Annotated in this window: 17 protein-coding genes and 3 pseudogenes; 8 read left to right on the top strand and 12 right to left on the bottom strand. The window is 69.5% G+C overall.

Annotation, left to right across the window (positions count from 1 at the left end; genetic code table 11):
- Positions 1–188, bottom strand: a 188-nt coding sequence (locus DY245_RS43510; RefSeq protein WP_128512641.1) for a mycothiol transferase, incomplete at its 3' end; no start/stop codon positions are given.
- 5 nt (positions 189–193) lie between these two features.
- Here DY245_RS43510 and DY245_RS47755 point away from each other — a divergent pair.
- Complete coding sequence (locus tag DY245_RS47755; protein ID WP_257548903.1) at positions 194–322, top strand: hypothetical protein; 129 nt, start codon at positions 194–196, stop codon at positions 320–322.
- 639 nt (positions 323–961) lie between these two features.
- On the opposite strand, the gene DY245_RS43505 is transcribed toward DY245_RS47755, so the two are convergent.
- From DY245_RS43505 to DY245_RS43495, 3 genes are all read right to left on the bottom strand, one after another.
- The gene (locus DY245_RS43505; RefSeq protein ID WP_128512640.1) at positions 962–1579 is read right to left on the bottom strand and encodes a hypothetical protein; all 618 of its coding nucleotides are present in this window, start codon (positions 1577–1579) and stop codon (positions 962–964) included.
- 526 nt (positions 1580–2105) lie between these two features.
- Entirely contained in the window at positions 2106–4421 is a 2316-nt protein-coding gene (locus tag DY245_RS43500; RefSeq protein ID WP_128512639.1) for a N,N-dimethylformamidase beta subunit family domain-containing protein, read from the bottom strand.
- Between the two features lie 13 nt (positions 4422–4434).
- On the bottom strand, positions 4435–4812 hold the full coding sequence (locus tag DY245_RS43495; protein WP_128512638.1) for a N,N-dimethylformamidase alpha subunit family protein: 378 nt from the start codon (positions 4810–4812) through the stop codon (positions 4435–4437).
- A gap of 934 nt (positions 4813–5746) precedes the next feature.
- Between DY245_RS43495 and DY245_RS43490 the strand changes: the two genes are divergently transcribed.
- Complete coding sequence (locus DY245_RS43490) at positions 5747–6286, top strand: hypothetical protein (protein ID WP_128512637.1); 540 nt, start codon at positions 5747–5749, stop codon at positions 6284–6286.
- A 205-nt stretch (positions 6287–6491) separates the two neighbouring features.
- Here DY245_RS43490 and DY245_RS48600 read toward each other — a convergent pair.
- From DY245_RS48600 to DY245_RS43470, 3 genes and pseudogenes are all read right to left on the bottom strand, one after another.
- Positions 6492–6714: pseudogene (locus DY245_RS48600) on the bottom strand (transposase); the annotation flags it as partial.
- Positions 6715–7058: 344 nt separating this feature from the next.
- A pseudogene (locus tag DY245_RS43480) lies at positions 7059–7266 on the bottom strand (IS5/IS1182 family transposase); the annotation flags it as partial.
- Between the two features lie 218 nt (positions 7267–7484).
- Positions 7485–8819 carry a hypothetical protein gene (locus DY245_RS43470; protein WP_128512636.1) on the bottom strand — a complete coding sequence of 445 codons (1335 nt, stop codon included), beginning with the start codon at positions 8817–8819 and terminating at the stop codon, positions 7485–7487.
- A 489-nt stretch (positions 8820–9308) separates the two neighbouring features.
- Here DY245_RS43470 and DY245_RS43465 point away from each other — a divergent pair, with 489 nt between their 5' ends.
- The 5 genes from DY245_RS43465 to DY245_RS47385 all read left to right on the top strand — a co-directional run bounded on the left by DY245_RS43465 (position 9309) and on the right by DY245_RS47385 (position 17185).
- On the top strand, positions 9309–10580 hold the full coding sequence (locus tag DY245_RS43465; protein WP_128512635.1) for an MFS transporter: 1272 nt from the start codon (positions 9309–9311) through the stop codon (positions 10578–10580).
- Positions 10577–12427 carry a S9 family peptidase gene (locus DY245_RS43460; protein WP_128512634.1) on the top strand — a complete coding sequence of 617 codons (1851 nt, stop codon included), beginning with the start codon at positions 10577–10579 and terminating at the stop codon, positions 12425–12427. Before DY245_RS43465 ends, DY245_RS43460 begins: the two co-directional genes overlap by 4 nt.
- A gap of 259 nt (positions 12428–12686) precedes the next feature.
- Positions 12687–14621 carry a RiPP maturation radical SAM C-methyltransferase gene (locus tag DY245_RS43455; protein ID WP_128512633.1) on the top strand — a complete coding sequence of 645 codons (1935 nt, stop codon included), beginning with the start codon at positions 12687–12689 and terminating at the stop codon, positions 14619–14621.
- A gap of 49 nt (positions 14622–14670) precedes the next feature.
- Positions 14671–15345 (top strand): DUF5825 family protein, encoded by a 675-nt coding sequence (locus DY245_RS43450; RefSeq protein WP_128512632.1) that lies wholly within the window; start codon positions 14671–14673, stop codon positions 15343–15345.
- 274 nt (positions 15346–15619) lie between these two features.
- Positions 15620–17185 (top strand): serine/threonine-protein kinase, encoded by a 1566-nt coding sequence (locus DY245_RS47385; protein ID WP_425329530.1) that lies wholly within the window; start codon positions 15620–15622, stop codon positions 17183–17185.
- A gap of 41 nt (positions 17186–17226) precedes the next feature.
- On the opposite strand, the gene DY245_RS43440 is transcribed toward DY245_RS47385, so the two are convergent.
- The gene (locus DY245_RS43440; protein WP_128512631.1) at positions 17227–17781 is read right to left on the bottom strand and encodes a GNAT family N-acetyltransferase; all 555 of its coding nucleotides are present in this window, start codon (positions 17779–17781) and stop codon (positions 17227–17229) included.
- 450 nt (positions 17782–18231) lie between these two features.
- On the opposite strand from DY245_RS43440, the gene DY245_RS43435 reads away from it, so the two are divergent.
- Positions 18232–19560, top strand: coding sequence for a HEAT repeat domain-containing protein (locus DY245_RS43435; RefSeq protein ID WP_244943643.1), 1329 nt, complete (start codon positions 18232–18234; stop codon positions 19558–19560).
- A gap of 117 nt (positions 19561–19677) precedes the next feature.
- Here the strand turns inward: DY245_RS43435 and DY245_RS43430 are convergent, their stop codons facing one another.
- From DY245_RS43430 to DY245_RS43415, 4 genes and pseudogenes are all read right to left on the bottom strand, one after another.
- On the bottom strand, positions 19678–20280 hold the full coding sequence (locus DY245_RS43430; protein WP_128512629.1) for an isochorismatase family protein: 603 nt from the start codon (positions 20278–20280) through the stop codon (positions 19678–19680).
- 82 nt (positions 20281–20362) lie between these two features.
- Positions 20363–21346, bottom strand: a complete 984-nt coding sequence (locus tag DY245_RS43425) for a GlxA family transcriptional regulator (protein WP_128512628.1) — start codon at positions 21344–21346, stop codon at positions 20363–20365.
- 165 nt (positions 21347–21511) lie between these two features.
- Positions 21512–22252, bottom strand: coding sequence for a transposase (locus DY245_RS48075; RefSeq protein ID WP_342354262.1), 741 nt, complete (start codon positions 22250–22252; stop codon positions 21512–21514).
- Positions 22253–22471: 219 nt separating this feature from the next.
- Positions 22472–24631, bottom strand: a pseudogene (locus DY245_RS43415) (protein kinase domain-containing protein); the annotation flags it as partial.
- Between the last annotated feature and the right edge of the window lie 16 nt (positions 24632–24647).

Raw genomic sequence — 24647 nt, 5'->3', positions numbered from 1 at the left:
AAGACCTCGCCGAAGTACCTGGCCTCGACGGTGGCCACGTGTTTGACCAGGCCGAGGAGGTTGGTCCCGGTCGCTGTCAAAGGCCGGCGGGCGTCGTATTCGGACAAGCCGTCGAGTTTCCAGAGCAGCGCCTTGCGGTCCCGCCGCAGTCTCCCGTGCAGGTTGTCTTTCGCGAATTCATCGATCATGCGGCATGAGCCTGCCATGGGCTGCTCGTGGTCTCAAGATCCCGTACGTGGTCCGCAACGACTGGCAGAGCCGAGGCCTGGCCATGGCCGCCGCCCTGACCTGCTACAAGAAGCTCGCGAAACTTGCCACGTGAGACAACCTCTTAGTGCAGTAAGCCCACTCTCCGTACGTGTGTCGAGTCAATCCGCTGTAGGAGTGGCATGTGGGTTCCGGCGCACCCGCCCCCCATGCAGTGGTCTTGTGAGGGGCCGCCGCCCGCCGGGGGCCAGGACAAACCGATTCCCCGTGGACGCCGCAGCCACGGCACCTGGTGTCACTCGTGGCGCGCAGATGTGTGGCCGGCAGTCTCTTGCCCGTTCATCCAGCCCACTTGTCCGCCGTGCGCTGCCGCTCGAGGCCTGAGCGCCGTGAGCTTGCCGCCCGCCTCCGCGGTCCCGCCCGCCTCCGCGGTCCCGCCCGCTTGTGCTGTCCCTCGCTGTGTGCCGCCTGCACCGCGGTTCTGCCCTGCTCCCCGGATACAGTCGGGCGGCTGGGCTGAGTGGCCAGAGGATCTTGTTCTCGTTGGGCAGTCGGACCTCGATGGCGGCTTCCGGGTGCATCAGCGGCAGGTGGATGCACTGTTGCCACGCAATCGGCAGCCCAGGCAGCGGCCATGGGCCCCACTCCGCCCCGGTCGGCCCGCGACGCAGGCAAGGCGTGGCGCCTGGCCCGGCCCGCCGCTACGTGCTGCACCAGCCGCGCTGGGGCGTGCTGGAGGTCGTCCGGGAAAAGGTCAGGCTGTGCGCCTCCAGATTTCTTTCCAACGCTCGGCCCTGGCAGCGAGCACGACCCGGTCGACATCCGTCTGCTGCGAGCTGAGGCTCACCCCGCATCGTGCGCACAGCTGGTAGAGGTAGTAACCGCTTCTCCAGGCAGTTGTCCCTGCGTCACTGCCACAAGCTCGACACACACAGGACGCTGCCGTGGCCGGAACCGTGGAGTGCAAAACGCGTTCCACCACGGTGGGAAGCAGGTCGGTCGGGTGAAACTCGGGGTCGGGGCAGTAGGCCAAGCTGCCTTGTGAACCGCGTCCCTGATCTCGCCAGCTGCCCTGTGCCGTCCGATGCCGGCGCCCGATGGCCTTCTCCTGCCGGCGGCGGGCTATGAACACGGCCTCATCCGCCAGCCAAAGGCGGCGGGCCGCGTGGAGTTCCTCCACCGCGCGGATCAACGATGCCGGGTCCTCCTCCAGCTCAACCGGGATCCGGGCGCTGCGGCACAGGTGATGGTAGGTCGCGCGAAAACCGTAGGGAGCGAAGCTCACCACGCACGTGCGCAAGGCGGCATGGCGAGCACGAACCGGAAGACGTGCGTCGTGGATGCGCTGGCGATGCGTCTCAAAGCTGGCCATCGAGTGAGGCTACGATCCGGCCGATCGACGCGCATCCGACTATCGGCAGCGAGGGCGATCTTGTACTGGAACCAGCGGGCCTGGCCGAGCGCTTCGTATGACCACCGGGTTCAACGACTGGCCGCCGTTGCGGCCGCCTCCCGGCCCAGTTGCCGGCCCGCGGCCCCGTCGATGCCGCTGCTGTCCCGGGCCGTGGCCCGCCGCCTCAGACTCGCGCGTCCCGGGCTTGACGCCGTCCGGCTCGCCGTCGTCCCGCGGGCCGCCGTCCGGTGCTGCTCGGCAGGTGCCGGCCCGCCCTGCCTCCGCGCTCACCTCGACGACTGGGACGAAAGCTGGGGTGTGCCCGTCGGAAAGCTCAAGAACGAGGTGATCGAGGCGGCCGCACAGCTCCTGAAGCAGCAACCACCGGCCGGGCGCGCCGCGGTGACCTGTTGGGAGTCGCAGTATGAGAAACGAGCCGGAGCCCTCGCTGTGCTGCACTGCCAAGGGCAGAGGTGCCGAGGTGCCGCATCGGGTGGTCGAGGCGTCAGGAAGCCTGGGTGACTCCGGCCGACTGCTTCTCAGAGCCGGCTCCGAGCGGTGCGGGTTCGTCGGACAGGAAGCGGTTCAGGACGTTTCCCACCAGGCGCGACACATTGTTGTCGTAGTTGTTGTGCGAGAGCGAACCGCAGTAGGCGATAGAGCTGGCCGACCATACGCCGCCGCCGTTGGGGGTGGGAAAGTAGACGATGTCGGCACGCACGCGCGGGTTTTCGGTTCCGCCCGTGCCCGGGGCGTTGAAGTACAGCTCGTCCAGCACTTCGAGGTAGATGTCGGTGTGGTCCTGCGACGCAGCCGCGATCACTGTCTCGGGGGGCGTGCCGAGTTCGGCATCGTATATGTCGAGTTCCAGGCCTGCGGCGCCGTCGCCCACGAGCCCGAAATCCCCGAGCTTCCCGTTCTTCTCGATGCCCTCGAACATCCAGGAGGCGACACCGTTGAGGCTGTCCGGGGTGGGCCGGTAGTAGGACGAGACGTCGAAGCCCTGCGCCACGAACCCGACACCGACGAGGCGCTGCGGGGCTCGTCCTCGGTGCCGCCACAAGGTGCCGTACTCCCCGGTGAACGAGAGGTGGAACTCGCCGGGCTTACAGCGCCATGCGTTCGAGCCGTGTCCCTTGCGGACCTCAATGATGTTCTTGTTCTCGGGGTCGTAGTTGATGACCCAGTAGAACCCGTTGGCGCCGAGGTACATCATGCGGCCCCCGGTATCGAGATAGCCGTTCAGCGCATCGAGCATCTGCTCCGAGTAGTACTCGGGATGGGATCCGGTGAGGATTACGCGGTAGGGCTTGAGTGCGCTCATACCTTCGTGGTGCAGGTCCTCGTCGGTCATGACATCGAAGTCGTACTCCTTCTCGATGAGCCAATCGATGAGGTGCAGGTCCGCGTTGAACTGCCAAAGCGACGGGGAGAGCCAATGCCGGAATCCCGGGCGCATGTTGAGGATGGGGCGCAGACGGGTCGAGTAGGCCACCCCAGAGCCGTCGCTGTGGGCGTCATATGTCGAGCGTCCGAACTCGCGGCGTTCACTGAGCACGATGTTCTGCTGTTGAAGGACGGGCGCTCGTGCGATGAGCAACTGGGCGAGGGGGGTCGAGAGAGCGACGTGGTCATTGGCGTAGGCCATGTAGCTCGCCGTCGGCGCCAGGAAGCAGATCTTCTTCTCCTGGCCTTTGCGGGGACGCACATAGAACGGTACGTAGTCGGTGTCGTCGTCGGCGCGCAACCGCGCCGCATACAGGCCGGAGGCGAGGTTCTCCGGGACGGTCAGCGTGAAGCTGACTCGCCACCTGGCGTCGTCGAGATCGTCGTCGTGGAAATGGATGGCGCCGTACTGCTCCGGCGCGTGGATGAAATTCTGCTCGCGTGCCAGCCAGTTGTAGCCGGTGACTGCTCTGGTGGGCACGTTCACCGTGCGGCCGTGAAGTCGGTTCGGGGAGACGTCGGTGATGCGGCGGGTGTCCCGGATGCCGGAGTCGGTGATCTCCTCCTGGAAGTTCCACGCTGCCGCCAGTGTCGCCCCGCTGGGCGCGTCGACCTGCGAGACGATCTGTCTGGGAGAGAGCGCTTCGCGGTGAATGCGCGGCCGGTCCAGCTTGCCGTTGTAGTGACCTGCGACCACGACGCCGATGAGTTCGTCGGTCAGCGCCTCCACGTAGCCGGCCATCACCAACGGAACGTCGCTGTCCGAGGCCGGCGCGGTCCGAGCCCGTCCGGTGATCACCGCGGTGGTCGACTCCAGCGACGACGCGATGGTGAACCGCCCGTTGGCCGGGGTCACGAACGGCTCCTGGCGAAGTTGGATCTCGCCCTCGGTGTTCACCGACCCGGACGCGAGGTACCAGGTGCCCGCGAGCAGCGGCTTGCCGGAGGTGACCTTCTGCACTTCGCCGGAGCCGTCACCGAGCCAGAGCTGCAGACAGCCGTCGTCGCCGATGAACAGGCCGTAACCGGACTGCCTGCCCTCATGCCACTTGGTGACCAGCCCTTGGACTCCCTCGTGCGGGGTCGTGGGGGCGATGAGCACCTGCAGCGTGAAGGTCGTGTCGACCTGAAGTGTTGGGTGATCGTCCACGAGAATGTGCGAGCCGGCATGGACGCGTTGGACCTGGCCGGGGAAGTCGGCGTCGACCTCGGTGTGCACGGGATCGATCTTGAAACCCGGACCGTCGGGATTGGTGTCCCCGTGAATCAGCTTGACGATGTCCGCGTGGTACTGCTCGGTGTCGCAGCTGACGAGGAAGCCCACCTGTTGGCCGGGACGGATGCTCAGTTGATCGCTATAGCCGATGACCTTCACTGGAACTCATCCCTCACTCCGTGAGCAGCCCGGCGTTGCGTAGACGCTTGAGGAACAATGCGTGCTCCGCCTCGTATCGGTCAGGGAATGCCTCGTCGAGGAGTTGTGGTGGCAGGTCGTCGCGGATCACAGCGATGCGCCATTCCTCGTGCGGTTTGGTGCAGACGAGGATGTATTTGCCGGTCATCTCGAGGTGGTGCCTGCGCAGGTAGGTGAGGACCCGCTCAAGGTCGTCGCTGTGCTTGCCGATGGGGTGGCGCCGATGCTCCTCGATGATCTCGGGCCGGACGCGCGGCTTGATCTCGGTCTCGAAGATGTGCTTCTCGACTTGACGGTAGACGGCATGTTCGCGCGCGTTCTGCTCGTCGAGCGAGGGGAGAACAGTGCCCATGGGGTCCATCCACGATGCGCAGAGCGACTGAGTTGAGGGAGTGGGGGAGTGAGGGAGGCGGACAGGTGCTCCTCCAAAACGGGCCGCGACTTTAGTGGGGCGGTCTCAAGGTGTGCGTGTGTGAGTGCGACAGTGCACGCCCGACGCACCCATCTACTTGGCGCATTCGCCTCGACATACGGCGCTCGCCGTTGGGGCGGAAACAACGGCACTACCAACCAGTGTGTCGGGTGTCCCGGCATGACGCACTTTGTCCACGAAGGACGGGCCGCTGCGAACAGCCGCAAAGTTCAGCAGGACTACGCCGCGTGCGGCACTTACTCTCTGACCTGCGACAACGCCTCCCGCAATGTGCTGTAGGTCAAGGGGGCGCAGGTTCGAATCCTGTCGTATCGACCAGTGTTTTCGCAGGTCGAGGGCCGTTTCCGTAAGCAGCGGAGGCGGTCTTAATCATTTCCGGGTGGGGAGCAACGGGGCGCCCTGTCGCGTGTCAGGGCGCCCCTGCGCGCCGCCGTCAGCCGTAGGCCGCCGAGGTCACCCCGCCGGTTTGGATGCGCTGCCCATCGAGAGGCATAAGAACCCCTTGACGGCTCCGGACCCCGTAGCGCTTCAGAATGGCTTCACTGTTGCTGAGTCGGGGGTTATGCGGGGGAACGCGATGCCCGACAACTTGGTACAGACTCCGCGTGAACGCACCAAGGTGACGCCCTGTCACCTCAATACAAAGATCTAGCAAGGGTCCAATTTCCTGTACCCGCAGAATGCAGCACCGGCAATACGACCATGTGCATGTTTCGCCCGTCCGGGTCGACCGTGGCGTAGAAGAACCGCGACCGGCTGCCGACCCCGCTGGTCATTCGCCCGGGCGGCTAGGGTGCGATCAGGCCCCCGGGCGGCAGCCGGCCCGCCGGGCCTGCCCGGAACGGAGCGCAAAGTGACATTCTCGTCCTTGGTCCGAAACGGGATTCGGATCGCACCCCTTCTGCTGGCGACTCTGGGCATCGGTGTCGCCGTCGTCGTGGGCATTGCGGATGCCACCACCACGACACAGGCCGAGCCAACCACCCCCGGCAGCCCATTGCTTGCCGAGGTTGCCGAGCAGATCGCTTTGCCGGCGCGGACCTGGACGGCGTCGGGTACCCACACGGCCAAGGGGTATACGACTCAGGCGGCCGAGGCCATCAGCGTCGAGGGCATGAAGGCCGACTGCGACAACATCAACCTGAACAAGAAGCTGGCCGCTGACTTCCGCAGTGACGTGTTCGGTCCTGGCGTGAAGGGGTTCTTCTACAAGTGCCAGAGGGTCGGCCCGGGAACCAACAAGTACTGGTTCACCATCAGTTCTGCGGACCAGGCCCAGATTCACAAGCTCTGCGATCCGAGCACCAAGTACCCGATCGTCTACGACGAGCAGCACGACACCTACTGGATCGACGAGCCATTCACATGCACCAGCGGGTCCGACCCTTCGTAGACGTCTCGACTGCCAAGTCAACCTGGCGCTGCCACAGAATTCCCTCGCGATGCTGGGTAGCAATTCGAGTTCGACGGGGAGAGTAAATTGTGCCGACTCGACTATGCTGTGGGGTTCCAAAGCGGGGCCGCTGCGTTGACCTGACTGCGGTTTTAGGGTCCGTCAAACGTACGGTATAGCCAGGATGGTTGGGGTTACTGGCGGGCCGGGCCGCAGAGAGGCGGCCGTCGAATGTGGTGTCGAAGTCGTTCAGCGCGGTCTTCCAACGGCTGGTCCAACGGGATTGGTTGGCCCTTGCTGGTGGGTTCAAGCGGCATGATCGCCGTAGACGCACTTCAGGGCGGCTTGCTCGTTCGGGCAGTGGCCGCGGCCTTGATCGTCCGGCGGATCCGCGCGTTGACGGACTCGATTACGTTCGTCGTGCAGACTCTGGGCATTGGAGGCACGCTTGCGTCAGCCCTGCCCACACCGCGTAGGGCTGATCGCACCAGGGCGCGCGAGCTGGAACACGCCAAGCAACTCAGTCATGAGGAACGTGACTACGCCACCCGCCATGCTCAACTAGCGGCGCGGCGAACGTGTTACGCCGCCTTCAACGCGGGTGCCCGCGACTGCATCACCGCGATGACGAACTTCTGCCATGCCCTGGAAGGGGCGAAGTGACCGACAAGGTGCGGTCGGATCTGGATCAGGCACGCCGGGAGAGCGTCGAGACAGCCAGAGGAGGACATGGAGAGGTTGTGGGACTTCCTCTGGAGGATGCGCCACGTCAACGGTAGGTGCCCAAGCCCGTGCCATGCCGGGGTCTGCGGCGGGCGATGGCCGGCACGATGCCACGTTCGCGGAACATGCCGGCGGTAGATGGCGTAGTCGCGGCCGGCGAACAGCGAGTCCGGCTTGCGGCGGGGGCGACCAACGCGCCCCCTCACAGGTGGAACGGCGTCGAGCAGCGGCAGGAGCTGGGTGACGTCGTTGCGGTTGCGTTCGGGTCGCCGGGGTTGTCGTCTGCGACGGATCCGGTGGTCACCGTGCGGGATCACGGGGGCGGCTGCCCCGGTGGCCTTCTCGACCACGGGCCCCAGAGGTTCCGGTGCCATTCCGGAGGCGGCAGGAAGACTGGCCACGGCCTCGGGCTGACCATCGCCGTGGCGCCCCCGTCGTCGTGGCCATCGGTATCCCGTGTCCGAGCAACCCCGGATCAGAACCGGTTGGGCCAGTGCAGGGAGTGCGGAACGCAGACGGGGGGCGGCTGTACTGGACGGATGGTGCCGAGGGCGGTCTCCGCGGCATCGACCGCCTGCCGGTGGCTGCCGGAACCGAGGACGTACACGGAGCAGGCCCGGCAGTCTCCCGGCCGCCGGGCGTGGTCGGCTTCGCGGTTCGTCAGACCCCGGACATGGCCGTACGCGTCGATGGGGAAGTCGGCCCGGATGGAATGCCAGGAGCCTTCTTGTTCAAGGCTGTTGAGTCCCGCGGCCACCTCCGGGCGCATCGGCGGATAGATCACCCCGTCGTGTTCGCGGACCAGGAGCACCCGGTCGAGCGGATCGACGGTGTCGCCCTGGGGCTGCTCCCGCTCCCACCAGGCCAGAGCCGCACTGCGGGTGCCCGGTCCCCACAGGTAGTCCATCGGGTACTGCGTGGTCTCGAAGCGTGCGTCGAACTCCATCCAGTGCGCGTCCTCCGTCCGTGCGCCCGGGAGGAAGACCGCGCGGGCCAGGACGTGGCTGAGTCCCTCGGTGTCCTCGCCCTCCCGCAGGGACCGGGCATCGGTGATCTGGACTCTGCCGCCGTCGTTCCAGGCGATCACGGCGATCTCACGTGGCACGGGGGCGGGGTAGAGTCGCCCGCCCGGTGTGGGCCGGCCCCAGAGCTGGTTGATGAATTCGGCGAGGTCGTGCAGGGTCAGCGCGGCGTCGACCGGGGTGCCGCCCTGGAAGCCGACGGGGTGCGCGACATCGTTGCGGAGCGTCGACTGGACCGCTTCGATGCCACGGGACCGTCGGCCGCGCAGCAGTCTCGCGCACCGGGCCCAGGTCCGCAGCCCGAACAATGTCCCGTTGAAGGCGATCAGTTCGCCGCCCACCCGCAGTTTCCACTGCTGTGGCACCCCCTTCGAGCGTGCCCTGGCGGCCCGCTTCTTGAGGGACTCGCACAGCGTGTGGACGTCCCGGTACGAGGTGACGGGCTCGGTGACGGAGGCGGAGCCCACGGCGTCCTCGAAGGTGAGGGAGCCGTGGCACCACTGAACGAACCGGTCGCGCAGCGCCTGTTCCCTCATCAGCAGGGCGTGATCGTCGATCAGGGCGTACACGTCGTAGCAGAGCACGCCGTAGGCGAAGACCCTCTTGAGTCGTTCGAAGGAGCGGCGGGTGCCTTCGGCGACCTCGGCGGCCAGCTCGCACTCGGCGATCCGTAACTGCTGGAACTCGGCAGCGGACTCCGGGCTCAACGAGCTGCCCAGCCCGTGCGGCCCGAAGGCGAGGGACATGCGGTCTGCGGTCTGCAGTTCCTGCAACGAATGGATCTCCATGTACGGGCTCCTTCTCCGGGGACCGGTCAGAATGCACGACTTCTCCCTCCGGCGTCTGCTGATTGCCGGGGCGGGCAAGTGCATCCGGCCACGGCGCATTTCGGGGGAGGAGGGCACCGGAGCACTGGTCGCGGGGTCGCCGGCCCGCCAGGCCGCTCCACTCGAAGGTGTTCATCGCCCACACCTTGTGGCCCACGTCACTGTCTGGCTAAGCTCCGGCACGATTCGGGCACATTTCCTCCGCAAGTTGGCCTATTGGTGAGGCGATCTTCACGATCTGCCCACGCATGTGAGGTGGCTTCGCATGGAACGGTCAGCGGTATCCCCGGCAGGCGGCGCACCCTACGACTTACCGCGCGTCTCCTCCCGGGCCGTGACGGCGGACGGCCCGACGTACGGCCGCATGTACGGCCGTAAGGACCGCCCGGCACGGACACAGCACGACGATGCCCGCCGCGGCACCGCGAGACCGGCCCCGGGCCGTGCCTGATGACCGGGTCCGCCCCGGCGCCGGCGCCGGCCGCTCCGCTGCCCCACGTCCGCCGCGACATCCGGCTGTTCTGGTGGGCGGGCACGTGCGACGCACTGGGCAGCCAGACGTCCGGGCTCGTCCTGCCGCTGCTGCTTCTGACCCTCGGCCGGTCCCCTGCCGAGGTCGGTGCCCTCGCCGGAATCTCTGCGGCGGCGACGCTGCTGCTCGGCCCGTTCGCCGCCGTCCCCGCCGACCGCGGGGCGCGTAAGCACATGATGGTGGGCTCCGCACTGGTCTCCGCCGCCGCGATGGCCGGCGTCACCGTCGCCGTCTCGGCGGGCCCGGTCCCGCTGGCCGTGCTCATCGCCGCCGTGCTCGTCGAGCGGTGCGCGACCTCCTGCTACGAGGCGGCAGCGCTCGGCACCGTCGCCCTGGTGTGCCCGCCCGTGGAGCACCGGCGCGTCCTGTCCCGATTACAGGCGGGGGAGCGGGGCGCACTCGTGCTCGGGCCCGCACTGGGCGGGCTGCTCTTCCACGCCGAACGCTGGCTGCCCTTCCTGGCGGACGCCCTCTCGTACGCCGTCGCGGCGGGCTGTATCTGCGCCATGCGCTCCCCCCTCGCCCCGCACCGTGAGCAGCGTCCTCCGGCCGGTACGGTGCACCGCGGCCGGCGGGCCCTGGCCGCCGAAGCAGGGGCGGGCCTGGCGCTGATCCGCCGCGAACCCTTCCTGCGGCTGGCGCTCCTTTGGATCTCGGCCGTCAACGCCCTGCTCGTCGCGCTGTATTACACAACGGTTTTCGCCCTTCAGAACCACGGCCGGGGCGCGGCATCGCTGGGCCTGGTCCTCGCGCTCGCCGGGGCGGCCGGCCTGGCCGGTGCGCTCGCCGCACCCCGGATCGCCGGCCGGCGCTCCGCGGGCCGAGTGCTGGTGACGGTCTCCTGGCTGATGGTGCCGCCCGCCGCGGCCCTGGCGGTGGCCCGCGACGCCTGGCACTTCGGCCTGCTGTTCGGTCTGCTGTGTCTGCTGACGCCGACGGCCACCGTGGCGCTGCAGGCCCGGATCATCCAGGTCATCCCACCCGGACTCCAGGCCCGCACCGGCACCGTGCTGGCCACCGTGTCGGGCGCCGCCGCGGCCGTGGCGCCCGCCCTGGCCGGGCTGTCGGCCGACCGGGCCGGGGCCGCCGCCACCCTCATGGGCTGCGCCGTGCTGCTGGCCGTGCTCGCGCTCCACACGAGCTGCGTGGCACTGGCCCGTACCCGCAGCGCCGGTTCGGAGCCCGTATGAGCACGACCGCGGCACACCCCGCCGCACAGCCGCCTTCCGGCACCGGCTTCCGGGTCTACCACCCGGCGCTCCCCGAGGTCTGCCCGCGCGACCCCGCGCGGATGGCGCTGGCCGCGGACGCCGACGGCCGCTGCGAGATCTTCACCTGGGACGCCGCCACCGGCACCGCACGCCAGGTCACCGACAGCCCGCACGGCACCCTGCACTGCGCCCTCGACGCCGACGCCCGGGTGTGGTGGTTCGCGGAGGACCGCAGCGGCCTCGGGCGGTGGTACTTCCAGGACTTCGAGGGCGGAGCGCGGCAGCCGGGCCTGACCGGCCTGCCGCCGGGCCTCCCGCACGGCCTCGCCGTCAGCGACGCCGGGACCGTGGCCATCGGCCTCGGGGACGGCCGCGGGATGACCGTCCACCTCGGGAGACCGGGGGGTCCGGCCCGGCAGGTGTGGACCGTCGACGGGCAGGCGCTGCTGGCGGGCATCTCTCCCTCGGGAGGGCTGCTGGCACTGTCCGGGGCGGCCGGCTCGGACCGGGCGGTCACGCTCGTGACCTGCTCCGGGGCGGTGCTCGACCAGCTCTCAGGACGCCACGGCCGGTTGTGGGCGCTCGGCTTCGCGCCGTCCCCGGCAGGCACGGAGCTGCTGCTGGTCCAGGAGCACAACGACCGCTACCGACTGGCGAGTTGGCGGCCCGGCAGCGGGCTGCTGCCCCTGGACTGGTGCCGCTTCGACACGGAGATCACCGCGCGCTGGTACCCCGCAGGACGCCGGGTCCTCATCCGCCAGGACCGCCACGGCCGTTCCACCCTCGCCGCGGCCGACCTCGACCGGCGCACCCTGACCCCGTTGCCCTCCCCGCCCGGCACCCTGCTCGACGCCGCCCCGCACCCGGGCGACGACGTGCACTACCTCTGGACCGACACCGCCACCCCGCCCCGGATGCGCTCCACTGCCGGCACCCGGCTTCCGGAGCTCGCCACCCTGCCCGCCCCCTCGCCCGGCCGGTACCGCGAACTGTGGACCCCCGGCCCGGACGGGCCTGTGCACACCCTGCTCAGCGAACCGGACCCGGTTCCCGGCCGGCGGCCCCCGCTGGTGTTCCTGGTGCACGGCGGCCCCGCCGACCACGACCGTGACGCCTACGACCCGGAGGTGCACTCCCTGGTCGCCTCCGGATTCGCGGTCGCCCGGGTCAACTACCGCGGCTCCACCGGATACGGCCCCCGCTGGCGCGCCGCGTACGGCGCAGGCGTCGGCCTCACCCAGGTCGCCGACCTCGTCGCGGTCCGGGCCGATCTGCTCCGCCGCGGCCTGGCCCGAGCGGACGCGATCGGCCTGTGGGGCACCTCCTGGGGCGGCTACCTGGCGCTGCTGGCGCTCGGCAGTAGGCCGGACCTCTGGCAGGCGGGCGTCGCCGTCAAACCGGTCGCCGACTGCGCGGCGGCGTACCGCACCGGCACCCCCGCACTGCGTGCCCTGGACGAGCGGCTGTTCGGCGGCACGCCCGACGCCGTGCCCGAGCGCTACGCCCGGAGCTCACCCCTCCACTACGCCGCCGACGTCCGTGCCCCGCTGCTGGTGATCGCCGCCACCCTCGACGCCAAATGCCCGCCCGGCCAGGTACGGAGCTACCTCAGCGCCCTGCGGCAGGCCGGTGCGGCACATGAGTCGATGTGGCTGGAGACCGGCCACGACGGATACACCGGCGCCCACCACGTGGCCGTTCTGCACCGCGCCATGGGCTTTCTGGACCAGCATCTGCGCCGCGCCCCCGCGGCCCACCGAACCCCCCGTCCCCCGGTGGACGGGGTCTCCGGAGGCACCGGCCCGGCCGGTACCCCCGGATCGTGAGAACCGTTCCGCAACCGGCAGAAGAGGAGAAGCAGCCATGCAGAAGGACATCATCCACAACGACCCGCTCGCGGGTGACGAGGAGAACCGCAGGCCGGGCATCGGCATCACGGTGACCGTCCCGTTCCGCAACGCGGAGGACACCGAGGAGGACTGACCCTCCCCGGCCGGCCCGGTGCACACCGGGCCGGCCGGACCCGCGCACGTCACCGGCCGGCCGTCGGCCACTCCCACCCCACCCGCCGTACGAGGAGCCGCCATGCGCGTCCTGCTGGTCAATATGCCCTGGTCCCCGATCGACCTTCCGTCCCTCGCACTCGGCATCCTGAGGCGAAGCGTCGACGAGCGCACCTCCGGCCAGGCCGATGTCCTGCACGCGAACCTGGAGTTCACCGACTGGATCACCCGGCGGACCGCATTCACCGCGGACGACTACCAGTTCTACGCGCTCTCCTCGTACTTCATGGGATGCGGCGACTGGGTGTTCTCCTCCGCCCTGTACGACGATCCCGAGTGGCGCGTACCGGAGTTCAGCGCCTCGATGCGCGGCAAGCTGCGGGACGAACGGCTGCGGATGTCCAAGGAACTGCACCGCGTGGTGCCGGAGTTCGTCCAGGAGATCGCCGAGCGGATCGTCGCGGCCGGTCCCGACGTCGTCGGCTTCACCTCCACCTTTCAGCAGAACACCGCCGCGCTCGCCGCCGTCAAGTACGTCAAACGCCTCGCCCCGCACATCAGAACCGTCATGGGCGGGGCCAACTGCGACGCCGAACAGGGCGCCGCCACCCACCGCAACTTCCCGTTCCTGGACTTCGTGGTCCGGGGAGAGGGAGAGGCCGCCTTCCCTCAGCTGCTCACCGCCCTTGAGGAGGGCGGCGACCTGTCCGCCGTCCCCGGGCTCTGCCACCGGGGCCCCGACGGGACCAGCACCGCCAACCCGATGAGCACCAGCCCGCTGCCGCCGGCGACCATCCTGCCGCCCGACTACAGCGGGTACTTCGAGCGACTGGCGTCCTCCGTCGCCCGCAACTGGGTGGAGCCCAAGCTCGTCGTCGAGGGAGCCCGCGGCTGCTGGTGGGGGGAGAAGCACCACTGCACCTTCTGCGGTCTCAACGGCTCCTTCATGCAGTTCCGCAGCAAGAGCCCCGAGACCTTCTACGAAGAGATCATGGAGCTGGCTCGCCGGCACCGGGTGCTGGACATGTACCTCGTCGACAACATCCTCGACATGGGCTACCTCACCACCGTCCTGCCCCGCATCATCGACAGCGGCTATGACCTGCGGATGCACATCGAGATCAAGGCGAACATGCGCCGGGCCCAGCTGCGCACCCTCGCCGAGGCCGGAATGATCTACGTCCAGCCGGGCATCGAGAGCCTCAACAGCCGGGTGCTCGACCTGATGGACAAGGGCGTGAGCGGCTGCCAGAACGTCCGCATGCTCCGGGACGGAGCCGAGACCGGACTCTCCGTCTCCTGGAACTACCTCCACGGCTTCCCCGGCGAGAGCACCGCCGACTACGAGCCCGTCATCGCCCAGATACCGGCCCTGGAACACCTCGACCCGCCGGTCGACCTGTCCGCCCGTATCGCCATCGAACGCTTCAGCCCGTACTTCAACCGGCCCGAGCTCGGCTTCACCGGTCTGCGCCCCGAGGAGCACTACCGCTTCACCTACGACCTGCCCGAGTCCGAACTCCTCGACATGGCCTACGTCTTCGAGGCACCCGAACGCGGCATCACCGAGCCCACCGTCACCTCGCTCAACGACGCCCTCGGCGCCTGGAAGAAGCACCACGCGGACAGCAGGCTCACCCATGCGGACCTCGGCGACCGCATTGTGCTCGTCAGCCGCCGGCACGCCTTCGACTGGGGCGCCATGGAACTCACCGCGCCCACCGAGATCGCGGCCTTCCGGCTTCTCGACCAGCCGCACGCCCCCGCCGCGCTGACCCGCAAGCTCGCCGCCCGTCTTCCCGAGCACACCGTCGACGAGGCCGCCGTCCACGCGCTCCTCCAGCACTGGGTGACGCTCGGGCTGGTCTTCACCGACGGCGGCCAGTACGTCCATCTGGCACCGGCCGCCGTCAACGAGGACCTGCTGCGGCTCGACTTCATGCGCCACACCCACGCCGCGGCAGCCCCGCAGGAGCAGCCGGACAACGCCGCCCGAGCACTCGTCGCCCACGCCTGAACCACCGCCCGGCCCACAGCAGGACATCCATGCCCCGCAGGAGAGAGCCATGACCAGCACCGCCGCCCCCGCTCCCCGAGCACTGACCCTCAACGCCTGGCGGGACTACGACGAGGACGCCTGCGCCCTGCCGGGCATGGGCCTGGGCGCGGTCGACCTGACCGCCCCGCCGGACGATCAGGCCTCCCAGCTGTGGGAACTCGGGGCACGCCGGGTGGAGTTCACCGGGGAGATCGACCTGACCGCGGTCGACGACCCCGCCGGCGCCGCCCATGCCGTCCGGCGGCTGTGCCTGATCCGCGATCTGACGGCCCGTGCCGTGCTGGTGCAGTGGCATCTGCGGCTGCCCCCGGAGCCCGACGACGGCTGGCGCGACCTCAGCCACCTCCAGCCGCCCCGGACCCTCACCGGCCCCGCCGACCCCGTGGCCGCGCTCACCCAGTGGCGCAACGAGCACTATCTCTGCAAGTGCCTGTGGCGCCAGGGCCCCGGCTTCGTCCAGATCCGCGACCGCCGCTGGGGCGAACTGCGCCGCTTCACCGCAGAGGAGCCCGAATACCAGGAGGCGATCACCCAACTCTCCTACGGGGCACCGCTCCGGGCCGTGCCCAAGGCCATCGCCGCCGACTTCCTGGAGGAGCGCCTGGTCTCCCGCACCGGACCGCTGTTGTGGTGGCTCCCGTACCGGGTGAACCGGTGGATCCAAGAGGCGATGGCCATCTGAGGTCCGCGGGGGAGCGGTCTGAGCGGCGGGCACAGGAGGCGAGGCTGCCACCGAGAAGCCGGCCCGTGCCTGCGGCACGGTCTCGGTCGCCGGTCGGGCCTTCACTCCTTCCGCTGACGGCCGTCATATTGCAGGCTTGGTGCGGCAGGAATTGAGCAAGTCCTTCCGTCGTGGGCGCGCTGCGCGCCCACGTGTATCTGGCATGTATCCGTCGGACGGATCGTGGGATGCTGCCGGTGTCCGATGTCGGCCCTGAGGCAGCACGGGGGTACGGATGGCTGTCCGGTTCGCTCCGCTCGACGACGACGATCCGACCAGCGTGGCCGGATACGACTTACGCGCGCGGCTCGGCGCGGGCGGCATGGGGCGCGTGTATCTCGCCTTCAGCCCCGGCGGTCGCGCCCTTGCGGTGAAGGTCGTACGGCCCGACTACGCCCAGGACGAGGAGTTCCGGCGCCGCTTCCGCAAGGAGATCGAGGCCGCCCAGCTAGTCCAGGGCCTCTACACCGCACCGGTCGTGGACGCCGACAGCGAGGCGAAGCTGCCCTGGCTGGCCACCGCTTATGTGCCGGGCCCCTCCTTGCACCAGGCCGTCACCGAGTACGGCCCGCTTCCGCTGCTCACGGTGTTCCGGCTGCTGGCGGGTGTCGCCGAGGGCCTCACCGCGATCCACTCCTGCGATCTGATCCACCGCGACCTCAAGCCGGCCAACATCCTCCTCGCCGAGGACGGCCCCCGCGTCATCGACTTCGGCATCGCCCACGCCGCCGACGCCACCACGATCACCAGTACCCATGTCCGCGTCGGGACGCCCGCGTTCATGGCCCCCGAGCAGATCCGCGGGCGCTCCGCCACCCCGGCCACGGACGTCTTCGCGCTCGGCAACCTCGCCGTGTTCGCCGCCACCGGACGCACCGCCTTCGGCGAGGGCAACCCGGACGCCCTGTTCTACCGGATCCTCAACGAAGCCCCGGAGCTGGACGATTGTCCGCCCACGCTGCGCGCCGTCGTCAAGCGGTGCCTCGCCAGGGACCCCGAGAAGCGACCCGCCGTCAGCAAGATCATGGAGTACGCCAGGAAGCAGACAGCCGGTGAGACGCTGGCCCTCGCCGGTTCCTGGCTCCCCGAGGCCGTGGCGAGGTCCCTGGCCGGGTACGACACCAAACCGTATGTGCCCCCCAAGACCAAGAAGGCCCCCAAGGGCGACACGGCCACCACCACCGCCAAGACCGAGAAGAGCGGCAAGTCTGGGAACACGGCCGGCGCCAAGCCCCCTGCCGGTGGCGGGGGGAGTTCGTCCAGCGGCGCGCTCGCCGTGATCGCGTTCCTCGCCCTGGTGGCGTTCCTCGTCATCGGCCCGGACAAAGTGGTCGACACGATCGGCGATCAGCTCAAGGGCTCGCCGTCACCGTCACCGACCTACTCGCTGCCGTCCTACTCGTCTTCGCCGGGCTCGGCTGCGACGGGAACCGGCCTGACCGGCGGCAGCGATACCTCGGCCCCGGAACCGACGGAGAAGGAGACCCCCGACGGCTGTGCGCGGGGCAATCAGGCCTTACGGAGCAACCTCGACACGTACGACAAGGCGAACGCCGCCTCCTTGAGCTCGCTGGCCTCCAACCTCGACGCAGCGGCGAACGACGCGGGCGACTCGGAAGTGGCCTCCGCGATCCGTGACCTCGCCAACGACGCGCGGGCGCTGAGTGACGCCGCGTCACAGTTCCAGGCCGCGCTCGACTGCAACGACACAGCACAGGCCGAGGTCTACAAGAATGCGTTCAGCTCCGCGCGACAGGAGTGGCAGGACGACGCCGAGACGTTCAAGTCCGTGTGCTCCTAGGCAGCCGCCTCGCCGGCACCCGAGCCCGGGCCGAAGAACCGTCAGGGGCTTGGTGAGGGGCGGGTCTGCAGGCGCCAGATCACGTCAATGCCCGTCTCACTCGGGGCCACAGGCCCTTCCGGCACCTGTACGCGCTCAATTTCGGTGAAACCCAAGCGCCGGGCGACGGCTCCGCTGGCGGGGTTGGCCTCGTCGTGATGGATCTCGATGCGATCGATGCCAGGCATCCGGCGTCCCGCATCTACCAGGGCAGCGGCAGCCATGGTGGCCAACCCCTTCCCCGTCCACGCGTGGTGGAGCCAATAGCCGATGTCCAGCCCGCCCGGACCGATGCGGCGCATCAGACTGCAGCTGCCGATCACCACACCGCCCGAGGTGATCGCGTAGGAGTACGCCTGCCCCGAGCCCCACTCCTCCTCGCATCGCGTCAGAAACTCTGCGCCCTGCTTCCAGTCATGGCTGGCCGCAAAGGGCATCCAGGGGAGCAAGTGATCACGTGAGTCGGTGATCAACCGGTCCAGGATCTCGATGTCTTGCACACGCCAACGGCGCAGCTCGACCTGGTCCGAGCGAAGGATTTCAGCGGGCCGTTCCATGGCCAAGATCCTGACGGAGCCACGTCAGATCGACAACGCAATTACCAGTGCTCCAAGATCCGGCCCCTCTGCCTCCGCCATCGCGTGGCCACCGATGCCGGCCGAGCTTACGGTCGTCGGTTGTCGCAGCCCGATCACCGCGCGAACGAAGGCGCGCACGGCTCATCGCCGAGGTCGGCAACCACGGCGTGGGCGGGGTCTCCGAGCAGGCTGCGGCGGAGGAGACGTTGATAATGGAGCCGCCGCCTGCCGCGACGAGGACGGGCAGGCTTTCGCGGATCACGGCTGGTGCGGTTCTCAGGTGAGTTGACCTTCGTGGAAGCGGGGGCTCTCGCTGCTGGCGGAAGTGCCGGGAGCTCGCGGGGCGGGATCTGCTCGACGGGCCGGCGATGTCATTCATAAAAAAGGGGGCACGGGAACATGGGCGAAGGCGCACTCAAGAGTCAGCTCGTGTCGGCGGTTCGGACGGGGGACGCCGAGGCGGTACGGACCCTGCTGGAACGGGGCGCGGATCCGGACGCGGTGGACGCGAACGGGCTGCCGGTGTTGTGCGTGGCCGTGGCGGCGTACGACGAGCCGGTCGCCGAAGCGTTGATGGAGGGCGGCGCGGACCCCGACCGGGTGCTGCCGGACGGGACCACACCGCTGTGGCGCGCCGTCGAGGGCGGCTCCCCGGCGGTCTTCTCCAGGGTGCTGGGCAACGAGCCCCGGCTGCGGCTTCCGGAACCCGCCCGCGAACGGCTTCTCGCCCTGGCCCGGAGCTGGTACGAGACGGGCGTGGTCGAGGAGTTGCGGCGCAGGACCGGCGCGTCGGGTCCCGCCGTGACGGCCCGGGTCCTGGACGACGAGTACGACTACGTCGATCAGGTCTCGCTGGGTGGACTCGTCGTACGGGCCGGGCACGGCGCCATCCTGACCTCGCTGGAGTGGGCCTTCCGCATCCTGACACCCGTCGACGAACTGATCGCCCGCGCTGTCGGTCAGCCGGACGAGGACCATGTGAACTGGTCGACGGTCTGCTGGATTCTCACCCGGCGTCGCAGCTTTGAGACCTGGTCGGCCGTGGTGGCCCATCGCCACCACCCTGACCCGGCGCACCGCCGGTTCGTGACGGATTACGTGCGGACCAGGGGGCTCCTTCGTACCGGCCCCGACTCCTACGAGAAGAAGGAGAGCGCATACCTGGCCGCCTGGGCGGCCGAAGAAACGGACAGCGAGGTGCTCGCGAAGGTGCTCGACGCCTTCACCGAGTACGAGCATCCCGGCCAGGAAGCCATCGGGCTCCGCTACGCCACCCATCCCGACCCCCGCGTACGCCGCGAAGTGCCCTACGCCCTCTCGACGGATGCCGCCCCCTTCACCCCCGCGGCCAGGAACGCGTTGCTCACCCTCACACGCGATCCGGACGCCGAGGTGCGGATCAGAGCGTGCACGGTGGGTATGCGGGACGACGATCTCCTCCCGGAGATCACCCGGGCGCTGCTCCTCCTGGTCCGGGACCCGGATGCCGCCGGTGTGCGAGGTGCGACCACGGCGGCACTGACCGGCTCCCGGGACCGTACGCCCGCGGTCGCCGACGCCTTGGCGGCGTTGCTCGACGACGACGATCAACTCGTACGCCTGGAGGCCGCCTACGGTCTCGCCCTGCACGACGATCCGCGCACCGACGAGGCGATCGAGCGGGTGGGGCCTCTCGGTGCTGCTTTCGAACACGACCACCGGGCCAGCGCGCTCTGGCAGTGGAGGTGGCGGAAGAAGGGCTCGACAGCGGGACAATGACAGCCCACCTGGGGGCCGGCCTCACAACCGAAGCAAGATCCCCTGAGATGGGCGTCCTGATCGGTGACTATGAGCCTCACCGGCCGCCTTCTTTGGGGCTCGGCCAGTTCGGCCGGGTCAGATGGTGAGGTGTTCGACGGTGGGGGCCACGGTGCCGAAGAGGTCGGCGATGGTGGTCAGGCTTGCTGTCTGGAGGGTGGTGGCGGGCACGGTGCTGCCGTCGGGTGCTGCCAGGGAGCGGGTGGCGGTCGCTTCGGCGACGACGGTGGGCCGGTAGCCGAGGTTGAAGGCGCCCTGGGCGGTGAAGGTGACGCACATGTGGGTCATGAAACCGGCCAGGACCAGGTCCGGGCCGGCGTCGAGGTCGCGCAGGGTCTTTTCCAGGTCGGTTCCGTGGAAGGCGTTGGGGAACTGCTTGACCACGACCGGCTCGCCGTCAGCAGGGGCCACTTCGGCACTGATGGCACCGATCTCGGCACGGATGTCGTAGGGGGTGCCTTCGCCACCGCCGTTGACGATGTGGATGACCGGCGTGCCGGACGAGCGGGCGGCGGCGAGCAGACGGGCCGCGGCGGCCAGGGCGGGCTCGGGGCCGTCGAGGGCCATGACACCGGTGCGGTAGGTGTTCTGGAAATCGATCATGATCAGAGTGGTCTCGCTGAGCCGGGGCAGCGTGTTGTCGAGGCCGATGACGTCACGCAGCGGCATGGAGGCAGTCATGGAAACAGGCACCTTTCGGGCGTTGGAAAATGGGCACGGGAAAGCCACCGCGGGCGCGGGGACTCGTACGCCGGGGGAGCTCTCAGACAGTGGTGCGGAAGCGGCGGCGGTAGGCGGCCGGGGTGGTACTGATCTGTTTGCGGAAGGCGCGGTGCAGCGTTTCCACCGAGCCCATCCCGACGGTTGCGGCGATCTGCTCCAGTGGCCGGTCGGTGGCCTCCAGCAGGCGGCGGGCCGCTTCGACCCGGGCTGCTTCCACATAGGCGGCCGGGCCGGTGCCCGTCTCCTGGCGGAAGACCCGGGCGAAATGGCGCTCGCTCAGGCACATGCGACCGGCCAGCGCTGTCGCCGACAGATCGTCGTCGAGGTGCTCGGTGATGAACACACGCAGCTCGTCGATGTCCCTGCGGGCCGCCGGGGGCCGGCTCAGCGGCACGCTGAACTGACTCTGGCCGCCCTGCCGCTTGAGGTACACCACAAGCTGCCGGGCCACGGCCAGGGCCAGTTCCTCGCCGTGGTCCTCGGCCACCAGGGCGAGCGTCAGGTCCATGCAGGTACTGATGCCCGCGCCGGTCCACACCCGGCCGGAGCGGATGAAGATCGGGTCGGCATCGACCCTCACCTGAGGGTGCTCGGCCGCGAGCTGTGCCGCGGTCGACCAGTGTGTGGTCGCCCGCCGCCCGTCGAGCAGCCCGGCCGCTGCGAGCAGGTGCGCGCCCACGCATACCGACGCGATCCGCCGGGCGTGCGGCGCCGTGGCCTTCACCCACTCCACCACGGTGTTGTCGACCCGAGCCACCGGGCCGTCCGGCTTCAGGTCCACCGCGCCGGGCACCAGCAGGGTGTCCACAGCGGCTCCCACCTCGGCGAAGGCCAGGTCCGCCAGCAGGCGCACTCCGGCCGACGTGACGACCGGGCCGGCCTCGGGTCCGGCCAGGCGGACCTCGTAGCCGGCCCGGCCCCCGGTCACCCGGTTGGCCAGGGCGAAAACCTCGGCCGGGCCGGTGACGTCGAGCAGGTCGACATCCGGGAAGACCGCGATGACGACACGGTGAGGGATGGGCATGCATCCATCGTTACTGCCCCACCCCGTGACGGCAATGACGGCTATCTGTCACATCCGGCCACCGGGCGGGACGGCGGTGGTTCATGAACCGGCCGAACGTCCGCTCGGCGATCCATCGTCGTGGGGAGGTCGCTCGTCGTGGGAAGTTCGCCGCCGGTGCCGGCTTCAGCGGTCGCCAGCGCTGCGGCGTGACAAGCGGCGGTTCGCGAGGACGGGCTTCGTGGCGGGAACGTTCGTGGTGGCGGTGGTCGTCGCGGCCCGGGGGATGTAACTCAGGCTGAGACGGCGACCGGCGCGGGCCGGATGTCGTGCGAACAGGTCCGCAGGCGCGGGTCTATGAGTCAGCTCGGCCACAGGGTGAACAGCGCGACCATGAGCCCGATCAGCAGCGCCCAGCCGAGCACCCCGATTTTCCGGCGCTGCGGGTTGCGTCCCTGGCGCCATTCGCTGACCTCGTGCGGAGTGCCTCCCATAGCCGACCAGCATACGACCTGGATCACGGCCGCCTGGTACGTCGGCCAGTACGTCGTCGAGACCAAGGACGCCCAGTGGCAATACCGCCGGGTCAACCCCGATGCCCCGCCCGGCACTTGGCACGCCAGGAACTGCTACTGGACCGGCAGCGTGTTCGTCAGCCAGCGGCTTCGCCACGACGGTCACGCCGAACATCCCGTCGAGATGCTGCGTGACGTCATCGCCCGCGAGAGTCTGCGCGAGGTGGTGGACCGCTTCCCTGATCCCGTCCCGCCAGGTGCGGTCATTGACGGGACGACCTGGCCTGAGCTTCCACAAGATCCCGTTGACGACCTGTCGCCGGTCACGGACAGGACGACCCATCCGCGACCGCGGCAACAGCGGCTCGATCACAGCCCATGCCTGGTCAGTCAGTTGATGACGACGCACCACGGACAGGCAACGGGACCAACGACTTTGCGAACACGCCCTGGGGTGTGCCTGCGTCCGGGGCCAACGGGCCTGCTCGGAAACGGCGTTGTGCGCGATACAGGGACCTGTCGAGACGGGGGGCCACCCCCGGGACGGTGCTCTGCTCGGGTGTGTGTCGTTCCAGGCCTGGCCACGCCAACGCCCCGCGAAGCCCGGCCCGCCGAGCTGAGCACGGCCGCCCTACCGGCCCCCGTTGACGACCGCCCGCGTCACCGCGCCGTCCTCGACGTACCACTTCTTGAGGATCTTCGCGTACTCGCCGTTCATGATGAGGCGGTCGAGGGCTTCCCGCACGGCGTCGCGCAGGGCCGTGTGGGTCTTGGCGACGGCTATGCCATAGAGAAGGGGGTCGAACTGTTCGCCGCCGAGTTCGAGGACGCCGCCGCCTGAGTGGGCGGCGGCGGTGTGGGCCGCGACCGGGAAGTCGTCGAGGCAGGCCGTGGACCGGCCCTTGGCGACGTCGTCGTAGACCTCGGCCGGTGAGTCGAACTCCCTGATCTTCAACTTCTTGGGGGCCTTCCGGCTCAGCTCGTCCAGGTAGTCACGGGCGAGCGTGCCGCGCTGGACGGCGACCGTCTTGCCGGACAGGTCCCCGGGGGTCTTGATGCCCTCCGGGTTGCCCTTGCGGACGACGAGCGCGAGCCCGGCCCTGAAATAGTCGATCAGGTCGACGCCGCTGCCGGTCTTCGTGCCGTTCACGCGTCCCTCCTGACGGTCCTTGGTGTCGGCCATCGCCGACATGACCAGGTCGAAGCGGCCCGCGTTCAGGCCGGCGAGGAGGGCGTCGAAGGTGGCGTTCTTGAACTCGAAGCGCACGCCGAGCTCACGGCCGAGGGCGTTCGCGAGGTCGACGTCGACACCGGCGGGCTCGCCGTCCCTGACGAACTCCATGGGCGTGTAGGCGATGTCCGAGCCGACGGTGACGGTGCCCTTGTCGCGTATCTCCTTCGGCAACCGGCCGGACGGTGTCCCGGCGGCCGTAGGGTTCCTGCTGGGCTGGGAGCTGCCGGACGAGTTCTTGGCGCCGCCGGGGTTGTCCCCGGCGCTCGTTCCGCCACTGCCGCCGTCCCTGCCGTCCGGCCACAGCGTCCAGGCCAGCGCCCCGCCGCCGGCTGCGACCCCGACGGCGGACAGCGCGGCGAGCACACGGCGTCGGCTCGGCCCCGGGGACGCGGTCTGCCTGGGGGTGTGCGGCGAGTGGGCCGGGGGGATGTCGTGCGGTCCCACTGGCGGGGTGGGGCCGTACTGGCCCTGGGGCGGAGTAGCGGGCAGCGGGGGCGTGGGGGTGTGCGCGGGCCACGGCAGTGGGGGCGGCGGTGCGCCGTCCGCCGTCGTGCTGGTCGGCAGCTGGTCGAAGGCGACGTCGGCGGGCCTCTCGGCCGGGGGCCGCAGCGTGAACGTGCCCGGGGACCTGGGGTCGCCGAGCTGCGCGGACAGATGGCGCAGCTGTACGGCGACGGGCTCCGGCAGCCAGTCGCCGTACGGGCCTGGTGCGCCCACCCGCGCCATGAGGGCGGGCAGAGCGGGCCGCCGCTCCGGCTCCTTTGCCAGACAGGCCGCCGCCAACTTCTGGAGGCTGTCCGGGAGTTCGTCGAGCTGCGGCTCCTCGTGCACGGTGCGGTACATGAGGACCTGCGGCTCGGCGTTCCCGTACGGACCGCCGCCCGTCGCCGCGAACACGATCACCCCGCCGAGCGCGAACACGTCCGCCGCGCCCGTGACCTTGGGGCCCGTCATGACGAGTTGCTCGGGCGCCATGAACCCCGGGGTGCCGAGGGCGGTACCAGTCATCGTCAGGGCGGTGTCCGCGGCGGAGTGCGCAATGCCGAAGTCGATGACGCGTGGGCCCTCGGCGGTGAGCAGGATGTTCGACGGCTTGAGGTCGCGGTGCACCAGGCCGTGCGCGTGCACCGCCGTCAGGGCGTGCAGCAGGCCGGCCGTCAGCAGCCGCACCGTGTGCTCGGGCAGCGGCCCGCAGTCGTGCACCGCATCGGTCAGCGAGACACCCGGCACGTAGTCGGTCGCCATCCAGGGCATGTCGTCGTGCGGCGCGGCGTCGACCACCGGCGCCACGAACGGCCCGCCCACCCGCTGGGCGGCGGCCACCTCACGGGCGAAACGCGTCCGGAAGCCCCGGTCGTCGGCGAGTTCGGCGCGCGCGGTCTTCACCGCTACCGTCCGCCCGTCCGTCGCGCGGCCGAGATAGACCCGCCCCATGCCGCCGCCACCGAGCAACCCGATGATCCGGAACGGGCCGACCTGCTGCGGATCGCCCTTCGCCAGCGGTCGCACCAATACCCCCACCTGTGCCAGCAGTTGTGTACGACAGTATTCCGCACGCGCCCGAGCGCTCCGA

The sequence above is a fragment of the Streptomyces inhibens genome (genome assembly GCF_003389455.1).
In the GTDB taxonomy this organism is placed as follows: domain Bacteria; phylum Actinomycetota; class Actinomycetes; order Streptomycetales; family Streptomycetaceae; genus Streptomyces; species Streptomyces inhibens.
This window is presented reverse-complemented; position numbering and strand designations above follow the sequence as displayed.